Here is an 8,252-nt window from a genome sequence, read left to right as displayed (position 1 = left end):
ATAGTCTCTCAGAATATTGAGTCTCCGACAAACCCGGTACGGTTCATAGTTTTGAAATGATTTGAGAAAAGATTGTGGTGCGCTCAGCGGAAACAATACTTTGTGATCAAGCTATTGATAATAAAAAATATTTTATTTTTATATTTTAAATATACCGTAAAATATACCGTAAAGATTTAAACTACCCTAAATTGCAAAGGCGCTTTAAGCGCCTTGTTCTTTCAAATTTTCTATCTCTGAAGGGGAGAATCTAATGCTGCTATTTCGCCCTTTACCTAACTTTATTCGAGTCAGTAACCCATCATTTATATATCTATATAGAGTGGTGCGAGATATACATAAGATACGCTGCACATCACTTGCGGTCAATAATACTTCTGTCATCTTCACCCCTCCGCATCCGCTTTTGGTTCTAATACAACCCCTTCATAGGTTCCATCTCCACCACAGTTGAGACAATGTGTGTAAATACCTAAACCATCACCATCAGGACTAAAGTTATCAGGAATTTCACCAGTAAATTCAGTGCCTCCCAAGACTCCTTTTTTATGTGTATGCGGTCCTAAACCATAATAAGGAAAAATACACTCACCATTACCATCATCACAATATTCGCAAGTTTTGATTTTTTGATTACTCATTTCCGCCCCTTGCTGCTTCTAGCATTGTTTCCCAGATTGATGCTGCATCATAACGATAGCCTTTGTCAGCTAAAGCCAATCGATTTCCCTTTATAAGCATTTCCTCTGTCGGCTCAACAGGAACCACCACGCAACCTTTTAACTTTTCCGCTTCGTGGGCTTTGGCTGCTTGCCACATTTCCCATAATTGATAAGCTTGGGTTTTCAACCACCAAACTTTATTGTTTTCATTTTCAAGTATGACGTACCCAAATGGGTCGGTGTTTGTGTAAGATTCAGCCCAGCAACTTACTACATAGCTTTTCATTGCTTCTTCTTTAAAACGCTCAATTTCAGCAATTAACACTTCTCTTTCTTTCTGAATATCCATCACGCCACCTCAACTTTTAAAATGTACTTTTGACCGCCACTGGTGAACTCAATTGATTCGCCTTTACCCAACAAGTAATGTCCAACTGCTTCCAAATTTTTAAGACTCAAGCCTGTTTTGAATCTTGCTCTACGTCGGTCACACTCAAGACAGATATTTGACTTCACAGATCGCTCTGACGTTCCGCATGACTTGCATGGAGCAACAGGTTTATAGCTTTTTAAATTTTGCTTTTCAGCTCGTGTACGCAAAATGTGATTCTGATGACTATTAGGGCGTTCTGTGCTTTGCAAAACGGTATCTGCATTGCAGTAATTAAACTCAGTCTTATTAGTATTCACAGCCATCTGGATCTGACCACCATTTGCTACAAATTTTGCTACTTCTTCTGAGTAGTCGGGTTTGATTTGATTACTTATCATCACGCCACCTTCTTCTTAAAGTTAGCCTCTTTAAATTTTGCATTCACGATTAGATCTTCGATTTCACCAGCGCTGACATTTTCATAAATGTGAGTCATCTTGCTCCCGAACACAGTTAGTGTTCGGGTGAGGGTTGAGTATTTGAATTTCATGGCAGATCCTCGTCATTTATTGAAACTGACAAAGCTTTTTCTAGCTCTAATCGACGTGTTCTTACATGACGCATCATTTCAGGTTGAATAACTGGATCTAAACTTGAGACATCTATTTCAAGTGCATCAAGAACAGTTAGGTCAGGTGCATTCTGAATACGAACCATTAGCGAGGGTTGTTCTGTAGATTTACTTTGTTGAAGTACTTCAAGACGTTTGTGCATATATTGCAGCAAAGGTGCTCGTTGTTCCTCAGTCCATAGATTGGTGTACTTAACAACTGCATTAACTTCAGTTGGAGTTTTTGACTCATCAACACGTTGTTTTAAAGTAGCCAGTTTCTCCTGGTATTCAGATTCATCATTAGCTAACTTCTTAGAGTTATTTTCTAAAGTAACTTCATCGATTTCTTTAGCTTTATTAACAACAGCTGCGGCAACAGCATCAAATGAAGTTGGATTATTCTGAATTTCAGATTGTGTTGCTATCTCATCCAATGTCTTTTTTTCAACATCATTTGAGGTTGGTTTTTGATCACCAACTGGACCGATGATGTCATCCAATGAAACTTCATCGTTAGCAGCATGAGTAGATTGCTGCACAACACTACTAGAATCATTCTGTTTTTTGGATGCTCGCTTTTTTTTCGATTGCTCCACTATTTCTAAATTAACCTGAATAGGCGTGCCACCAACAGCCTCACAAAATGCTTTGTATTGTAGTTGAGCATTTTCAAAATCACGTTGAGCAAATCCAGCATGAATCCCATCGACTAATTCATCGATGTTTTCATTGAATTTATATTGCTGAATCACAGCATGAGGTTGAATTAAAAACACGTCTTGTCCTTGTTCGATTTCTTCAATCGTTAAAGGCTTAGTAAAAGTAATACCTGCTAACTCAAGCATTTCAACTTGAATGCAAAATTCATAATTAGGCAAAGCAAAAACTTTCGCTGGCATCTGATCAAGTGTGCTGAAATCTTTATCAGCATGAAGAGAGCCATTACCAGCGTAACGGCACAGAACGGTTTTACCTTTTTGAAGTGCAGCGAAAGCTTCTTGTGCATTTAAAATATTAGTCATCTTCTTATCCTTTTAATGCTTTGCGTAAATATGGATCTAAGTCATCTTGTTTAAGTAACCAGGTAACATAATCGGCAGGAATGTCTTTAATAGCCGTGCCTTTGTGTTTGCCAAAGGTCAGATGCGTAGGGATGCGGGCTTGTTCAGAAAACAAGAAAAGGGATTGCATGTCTTTAACACCAAGTACTTTGCAAATATTCTTTAATAGAACTGCCGTAAGCAAAACATCCTGTTTAGCGTTATGTGCATTTCGAATGCTTTGTCGTGCTTTTTCAGATCCATTAGTAAATTTGTAGATTAGTGCTGATAAGTTATGTGCATCATCTGGCCAAACCATACGCGCCAAAGCTAAAGTACAAATCGCTTTAGCATTGATAGCCTTATCGGCTAGTTTTATAGCTTGAATGTCGTAATCAACATTGTGGCCAATAATGAATTGAATACCATCAGGTAAACGGAAAGTTTCGTAGCTTGGCTTTCCAGCAATGTCTGATTCAAGAATGTGATGCACAGCCATAGCGCCGTAACTAATCGGTTCAGGACATGAAAAATACTCATCAAAACAAGCATCTTTATTAACGACCAATTCACCGTTTTCAAAGTAGACAGGAACATGGGCTATCTCGATTGGATAGCCGTTCATGTCATGAGTTTCAGTGTCTAAAATTATTGCGCTCATGCATGTAATTCCTGTTTAGCTAGGTTGTCGATTTCCTGTTTTACAGCTTCAAGTTTTGAAACTTCGATTTGAGTTAATGCATCTAAGCCAAGGTATTCACATACGCTTTTGATATCCAAGCCACGCTCAGCAATAAAATCTTGGAGTTCATCTCTTTGAGCATCACTGATGCCTAAAAATTCAGGAGGGCTAATCCATTTATTTTGTTCTTTATCAAAAGTGCAATTAAGAGCTTTGGCGCGTTGCAACATAGCTTGTCGCATGTTCTGGTAATACATATGGTCTTTAACTAATGACTCAGTTAGCTGGTTTAGATCACCCGCGTGTTCAGCTTCATTGCAACTTTGTTTCCAGTTCTCAAATTCCTCAAAAGCTTTAGCAGCTGCTAATTGAGATGGTGTAAGGGTATTGATGTGGGCTTTTGCTTGTGAGATGAGTTCAGCCAAGAAAGTTGGACTGGTTTTTAAATCTGGAACCCAAACTTCACCAGTTTCACCACCTAATGCACCAGCATTTTTTGCATGATGAGTATCGGTAGGATTGAAACTTATTACGCGAGCTGGTTTACCTTCTTGGGTTCTAACAGTGGTTAAATAACCCATAACATCAGCTATTCGATAAAGCTCATTTCGGTTTTTCCCACCTAGATCTGGGCGATGTATAGTCTGATCACCATTTTCACTTTCAACTGCATGGGCTATGAAAACAACATCTTTACCCATGGCAATAAGCATATGAACATAACTCTTAAAGATATTATTGGCTGAACCTTGGGCTTTAAGCTTTAATGTTCCATCTTTTTGGCGATTTTCAGAGATTCCGAGAAGGTGAGTCTTAATACACTCAAGCATTGCACCCACTGTATCAATTACTACAGTATTAAAAGGTGCTAGATCCTGTGGAGTTAGATTTGCAATATCAGTCCATTTTTGAACTGGAATAACTGCTCCACGACGTAACTCACCAGTACGATGAGCACCTTTGTCAAAGTCGAATGAAACTGCTTTATCTGCAGTAAATCCCATTGAGGTTTTACCAAGACCAGGATCAGCATATATATAGGTAATGATTGCATTAACCTGTAGAGGCTGATCAGAAGTAATAATATTAAGAGCCATGATTACAACCCCTTATTAGATTTAGCGTTGTTATAAGACATGCGTTGGTTTGCACTGTACGGAGTGCGTTGAAAGCATTCTTTAGAAAACATTTCTGCACGTTCTTTTTTGCGTCGGAACTCTACTTCTTGTTGTAAGTTGCGAAGTATCCAAGGCTTAGCTTTCAACAAATCAGGATCTGCAGGTGTACCGCCTTTTTCGGTTTCAAGACGAATATCAGTAAGGCGATAATTTGTAGAAAATGTTTGTGGCCCAAGGCGGACGTGATAGCGACCTTTTTCATCACGGGTAATGAACTCGCGGAATGGGGTGGTGAAGTGCTTCTTTTCCATTAGATCACCTCCGCCAATTTATTCTTTTCAATGTATGCAGCTAGTTGAGCATTGATGTTTCTGTGATCGTCGTAGATCGTGAAGTCTTTATAGTTGTTGCCGTTAGCATCAGTGATTTGACCAATTTCAAGATTGATTATTTCAACTGCAGTGAATTCCGAACCAGGTACACCATAACTATCAGGATGGGTATCAAAAACAAACTTAACTGGTACACGAAAGCCGTCAAGATTGATAACAGCTTCACCTGTGATATCTGAAGTTAACTTGAGCGTCATAACGCCGTAATAACTCGGATTGACGTTTACTATTGAAGGTTGGCTTGAATGTGCTGTTTGATAGTCACAAGATGAAACAGCCGATGCTATTCCGAATATCAATAAGCTTGAAGCTGCCCATGTCCCTAATACAACCTTACCGAAAGGCAAAGCTGAATTGCTTTGAATTGTGTTTTGTTCCATAATCTACCTCATGTGTAGTGAGAAGCCCTGTTTGATGTGAGAGTCGGCAGGGCTTTTTTTGTTTCGATAATTAAAGCATACTTTAATGAATTGGTTGTGTAAAGCACACTTTAATAATTATTTTAAACTTTGCTTTAATTTGTGCTTTAATAGACAAAAGAAAACCCACCGCTGGGGTGGGTTAGATGGAGTTTATTGGGATGAATAAAAAAGAATTTCGAGCAAAACTATATCAAACGTATATCGGTTTAGGTATTCAAGATCATGCCGTTATACAAGGGTACATCAAGGCTGCTGAGACTTTCGTATTTGAAAACAACCAAATTAAAGTGAGCGGATTTGGTATTCTTAATTACAAGAGTAGTGCTAACGAGAACCCAACTATGGGTTCACGCGTACTAGGTAATAATGAACATCAATCAAACCATATAGCAGATTCAGGTCGAAATCGTATTGAGGCCTCAGCAAATACAGTTATCAATAATTTAGCTGAATTAGTCGAAGAAAAGAGGTCTAATGCCAAGGGCGCCCTTAAACTTATTTATCAACATCAGTTTGCAACTGTAGATGAGTTAGTTCAGTTCATGGCGCGGCTGGCTTATGGTGATGAAAACATTACTGGCTCTTCGTTGAAGTAATACAGGTTATAGCTGATATATTGGCCATGACAGTAGTTTTGCAAGTCAGCTAAGACAGACGCTGACTCTGAAACATCAAACATAAAAGAGCTACTAGCCATTCTCTTAACCCCATTTAATTGTTTTTTATTTAGGTAATTCATTTCCTCATCAGTAAATATTTTACCGTTCGCAACAAATAATACTTTCATTTTCTCTCCACCCGATCTGTTGTCATGACTGTGTCGGGTTCACAGTTAAAGGTATTTATAAATGATTAATTCTATTGTTATAAATCCACCAAGAAAGAGTGTTTATGTTGATTTAAAAACAAATCACGATACTTTCTTTGTTGATGTAGGAAATCTATATCTTGAGTTTTCTAGGACATGCCAAGATACGTTCCAATTAATAAAATCGCATTCGGCAGTTTCTCTAAACCTTCATCCAATAATTTCATGGTCAGGTGTTTTATGGACTCGGAAGGCAGCTCTTGAAGCACACCATGCAATTTCTGCTTATCAGCAGGCGATAAGCAGCTGAAGCCTTGTTAATACGCTCAATGATTTGATTCATAATTTGTTGTGGATGCATAAGTATTCTCTATTTTTAAATTTACCCCGCCCGCCAAAACTGGCGACCTATTACTTTAAAATTCCTTCCATTTTCTTCACTTACAATTCTGTCTGGAAACTTTTCATTCAAGCTATGAAGCACCAAAGAGCCGTCAGCTTCTTTAAATATTTGCTTCAACATGCCTTCGCCAGCTAAATACACAGCGTAAATTTCACCATCAATAATGTCTGTTTGCGCTAAGTTGATACCAACTAGGTCACCATCCTTAATGAAATCCGCCATGCTTTCACCTTTGGCTTTAATGATTTTCATGGTTTTTTCAGTAACACCTTTGTCTTTCATAAATGAAGGTGAAAATGGGATTTTTCCATTAATGGTATCAAAGTGAAATTCAATTGATTCGCCAGCGCCACATGAAAAGACAGCCTCAACAACATCGATCCAAACAAAATCATCTTTGTGGTCTTCGGTTGCAACCACGGTATCTACAGCAACAAGTGGATCAGACTTAATAGTTGAATCAACATCGTCCAGCATTTTAAATTTTGAATCGCCAGCTAGCCAGTGTGGGTTTACACCCAAGTACTGTGCAGCCTTTGCGTTTTTTAAACTATCAAGTGAGTTGGTTTGTCCGTTAATCCATTGACCTATGGCGGCAACTGACACACCACAAAACTTTGCCATTTCACTTCTTTTTAATTTCTTTTCGTTTCTGGTTTTCAAGAAATGGCTAATAGCAAGGTTAATCCTATCCTGAAGAGTGTTCATAAATAAAACCCACTTTAAATTTAAAGCTAGCTTACAACATGAATAATAAAGCTTGCTTGCAAATATATATTAAAGTATGCTTTAAAAATAAAGCGTACTTTGAGGAATAAAAGTGAAAGTACTGATTAAGACAAGTGATGCTATGAAATTCTTCAAAAATGCATCCCACTTAGCAGATGAGATAGGGGTTACTCCACAAGCTGTAAACCAGTGGGGGGAGTATGTTCCAGACCCATCCGTTGGAAAAATTATGGCTTTGATTCCCAGTATTCATTTTGAAATACGCCGTGATAAGTCAGTTTCATCTATAGCTCCCGCATTAACTGCATAAATCAATTATCAACCAATTGATTTTATTTAAACACGTTCAAAGGAAGCATAAATGAACATCATCGATGCGGCATATCACACGGTGCATGACTACCCAGGTGGGGCAAATGCTCTAGCGCCAAGACTCGGCATTAAAAGCCCAGCCGTGCTGAATAGCAAAGTGAATCCGAACACGGATACACACCACATTACGCTTGCTGAAGCTTCAAAATTAATGGGAATCACAAACGATTACCGCATTTTGCATGCACTTAATGCAGATCACGGCAAGGTTGCAATTGATATACCTAAAATTCCTGAATGCCGCGACACAGCATTGACTGAACTAGTGCTAAACATGGGGATCAGTGGCGGTGACATTCAATCTGTATTCAAAGAAATGATGTTGGATGGCCGTATAACTCGTGGTGAAGCGGTGGATATGTCACGAGTCATAAACAAACTGCACAAGATATTGGCTGAACTGGATGCCAAGGTACACGCCTGTGTTGAAGGCAAAGAAAAAGCCTGATGGATTAGATCAGGCTTAGGCATCCAAATCTATAGCGAGATTGAACAAGATGAATATATCAAAACATCCATGCGCTAACAAGTGCAGTGAATTTAAAGAAGAGCAATGCAAAACATGCCTAATCATAGGTGATGATCAATACATTGAGAATCACATATCACCCAATTGTAGAAACATCTCAAATGATGAG

Annotated in this window: 15 protein-coding genes; 4 read left to right on the top strand and 11 right to left on the bottom strand. The window is 38.5% G+C overall.

From position 1 onward, the window contains the following. Positions 1-204: 204 nt before the first annotated feature. The 9 genes from IRT38_RS17720 to IRT38_RS12275 form a co-directional block, all read right to left on the bottom strand. The gene (locus IRT38_RS17720; RefSeq protein ID WP_004953695.1) at positions 205-384 is read right to left on the bottom strand and encodes a helix-turn-helix transcriptional regulator; all 180 of its coding nucleotides are present in this window, start codon (positions 382-384) and stop codon (positions 205-207) included. 2 nt (positions 385-386) lie between these two features. Further along, complete coding sequence (locus IRT38_RS12310) at positions 387-641, bottom strand: hypothetical protein (RefSeq protein WP_194597863.1); 255 nt, start codon at positions 639-641, stop codon at positions 387-389. Continuing rightward, positions 634-1,011, bottom strand: a complete 378-nt coding sequence (locus IRT38_RS12305; protein ID WP_194597862.1) for a hypothetical protein — start codon at positions 1,009-1,011, stop codon at positions 634-636. Before IRT38_RS12305 ends, IRT38_RS12310 begins: the two co-directional genes overlap by 8 nt. Next, on the bottom strand, positions 1,011-1,433 hold the full coding sequence (locus IRT38_RS12300) for a hypothetical protein (protein WP_194597861.1): 423 nt from the start codon (positions 1,431-1,433) through the stop codon (positions 1,011-1,013). The genes IRT38_RS12305 and IRT38_RS12300 overlap by 1 nt, the downstream gene beginning before the upstream one ends. A gap of 148 nt (positions 1,434-1,581) precedes the next feature. Further along, entirely contained in the window at positions 1,582-2,670 is a 1,089-nt protein-coding gene (locus tag IRT38_RS12295) for a hypothetical protein (protein ID WP_194597860.1), read from the bottom strand. Positions 2,671-2,674: 4 nt separating this feature from the next. Beyond that, entirely contained in the window at positions 2,675-3,349 is a 675-nt protein-coding gene (locus tag IRT38_RS12290; RefSeq protein ID WP_194597859.1) for a DUF3820 family protein, read from the bottom strand. Continuing rightward, positions 3,346-4,467, bottom strand: a complete 1,122-nt coding sequence (locus IRT38_RS12285) for an ATP-binding protein (RefSeq protein ID WP_194597858.1) — start codon at positions 4,465-4,467, stop codon at positions 3,346-3,348. The genes IRT38_RS12290 and IRT38_RS12285 overlap by 4 nt, the downstream gene beginning before the upstream one ends. A gap of 2 nt (positions 4,468-4,469) precedes the next feature. Continuing rightward, a complete protein-coding gene (locus IRT38_RS12280; RefSeq protein WP_194597857.1) occupies positions 4,470-4,799 on the bottom strand; it encodes a hypothetical protein in 330 nt (109 codons plus the stop codon). Then, positions 4,799-5,260: a hypothetical protein gene (locus IRT38_RS12275; protein WP_194597856.1), complete on the bottom strand. Its 462-nt coding sequence runs from the start codon at positions 5,258-5,260 to the stop codon at positions 4,799-4,801. The genes IRT38_RS12280 and IRT38_RS12275 overlap by 1 nt, the downstream gene beginning before the upstream one ends. A 185-nt stretch (positions 5,261-5,445) precedes the next feature. Between IRT38_RS12275 and IRT38_RS12270 the strand changes: the two genes are divergently transcribed. Next, the gene (locus IRT38_RS12270) at positions 5,446-5,898 is read left to right on the top strand and encodes a hypothetical protein (RefSeq protein ID WP_194597855.1); all 453 of its coding nucleotides are present in this window, start codon (positions 5,446-5,448) and stop codon (positions 5,896-5,898) included. On the opposite strand, the gene IRT38_RS12265 is transcribed toward IRT38_RS12270, so the two are convergent. Then, complete coding sequence (locus IRT38_RS12265) at positions 5,859-6,089, bottom strand: hypothetical protein (protein ID WP_194597854.1); 231 nt, start codon at positions 6,087-6,089, stop codon at positions 5,859-5,861. The genes IRT38_RS12270 and IRT38_RS12265 overlap by 40 nt on opposite strands. Positions 6,090-6,150: 61 nt before the next feature. Between IRT38_RS12265 and IRT38_RS12260 the strand changes: the two genes are divergently transcribed. Next, positions 6,151-6,420 carry a hypothetical protein gene (locus IRT38_RS12260; protein ID WP_194597853.1) on the top strand — a complete coding sequence of 90 codons (270 nt, stop codon included), beginning with the start codon at positions 6,151-6,153 and terminating at the stop codon, positions 6,418-6,420. Positions 6,421-6,492: 72 nt separating this feature from the next. Here IRT38_RS12260 and IRT38_RS12255 read toward each other — a convergent pair whose 3' ends face one another. Next, positions 6,493-7,221, bottom strand: a complete 729-nt coding sequence (locus IRT38_RS12255; protein WP_151805484.1) for an XRE family transcriptional regulator — start codon at positions 7,219-7,221, stop codon at positions 6,493-6,495. A gap of 112 nt (positions 7,222-7,333) precedes the next feature. Between IRT38_RS12255 and IRT38_RS12250 the strand changes: the two genes are divergently transcribed. Continuing rightward, a complete protein-coding gene (locus tag IRT38_RS12250) occupies positions 7,334-7,552 on the top strand; it encodes a Cro/CI family transcriptional regulator (RefSeq protein WP_151805483.1) in 219 nt (72 codons plus the stop codon). A 51-nt stretch (positions 7,553-7,603) separates the two neighbouring features. Beyond that, positions 7,604-8,062, top strand: coding sequence for a phage regulatory CII family protein (locus IRT38_RS12245; RefSeq protein WP_151805482.1), 459 nt, complete (start codon positions 7,604-7,606; stop codon positions 8,060-8,062). Positions 8,063-8,252: the final 190 nt, after the last annotated feature.

The organism is Acinetobacter sp. SK-43 (assembly GCF_015351505.1).
GTDB lineage: Bacteria > Pseudomonadota > Gammaproteobacteria > Pseudomonadales > Moraxellaceae > Acinetobacter > Acinetobacter junii.
This window is presented reverse-complemented; position numbering and strand designations above follow the sequence as displayed.

What these genes read in the sequence shown, in the direction of transcription:
- IRT38_RS12260 (WP_194597853.1), top strand. Translation starts at nt 6,151, where the DNA reads ATGATTAATTCTATTGTTATAAATCCACCAAGAAAGAGTGTTTATGTT.
- IRT38_RS12305 (WP_194597862.1), bottom strand. Translation starts at nt 1,011, where the DNA reads ATGGATATTCAGAAAGAAAGAGAAGTGTTAATTGCTGAAATTGAGCGT.
- IRT38_RS12245 (WP_151805482.1), top strand. Translation starts at nt 7,604, where the DNA reads ATGAACATCATCGATGCGGCATATCACACGGTGCATGACTACCCAGGT.
- IRT38_RS12255 (WP_151805484.1), bottom strand. Translation starts at nt 7,221, where the DNA reads ATGAACACTCTTCAGGATAGGATTAACCTTGCTATTAGCCATTTCTTG.
- IRT38_RS12295 (WP_194597860.1), bottom strand. Translation starts at nt 2,670, where the DNA reads ATGACTAATATTTTAAATGCACAAGAAGCTTTCGCTGCACTTCAAAAA.
- IRT38_RS12285 (WP_194597858.1), bottom strand. Translation starts at nt 4,467, where the DNA reads ATGGCTCTTAATATTATTACTTCTGATCAGCCTCTACAGGTTAATGCA.
- IRT38_RS12280 (WP_194597857.1), bottom strand. Translation starts at nt 4,799, where the DNA reads ATGGAAAAGAAGCACTTCACCACCCCATTCCGCGAGTTCATTACCCGT.
- IRT38_RS12270 (WP_194597855.1), top strand. Translation starts at nt 5,446, where the DNA reads ATGGAGTTTATTGGGATGAATAAAAAAGAATTTCGAGCAAAACTATAT.
- IRT38_RS12265 (WP_194597854.1), bottom strand. Translation starts at nt 6,089, where the DNA reads ATGAAAGTATTATTTGTTGCGAACGGTAAAATATTTACTGATGAGGAA.
- IRT38_RS12290 (WP_194597859.1), bottom strand. Translation starts at nt 3,349, where the DNA reads ATGAGCGCAATAATTTTAGACACTGAAACTCATGACATGAACGGCTAT.
- IRT38_RS12310 (WP_194597863.1), bottom strand. Translation starts at nt 641, where the DNA reads ATGAGTAATCAAAAAATCAAAACTTGCGAATATTGTGATGATGGTAAT.
- IRT38_RS12275 (WP_194597856.1), bottom strand. Translation starts at nt 5,260, where the DNA reads ATGGAACAAAACACAATTCAAAGCAATTCAGCTTTGCCTTTCGGTAAG.
- IRT38_RS17720 (WP_004953695.1), bottom strand. Translation starts at nt 384, where the DNA reads ATGACAGAAGTATTATTGACCGCAAGTGATGTGCAGCGTATCTTATGT.
- IRT38_RS12300 (WP_194597861.1), bottom strand. Translation starts at nt 1,433, where the DNA reads ATGATAAGTAATCAAATCAAACCCGACTACTCAGAAGAAGTAGCAAAA.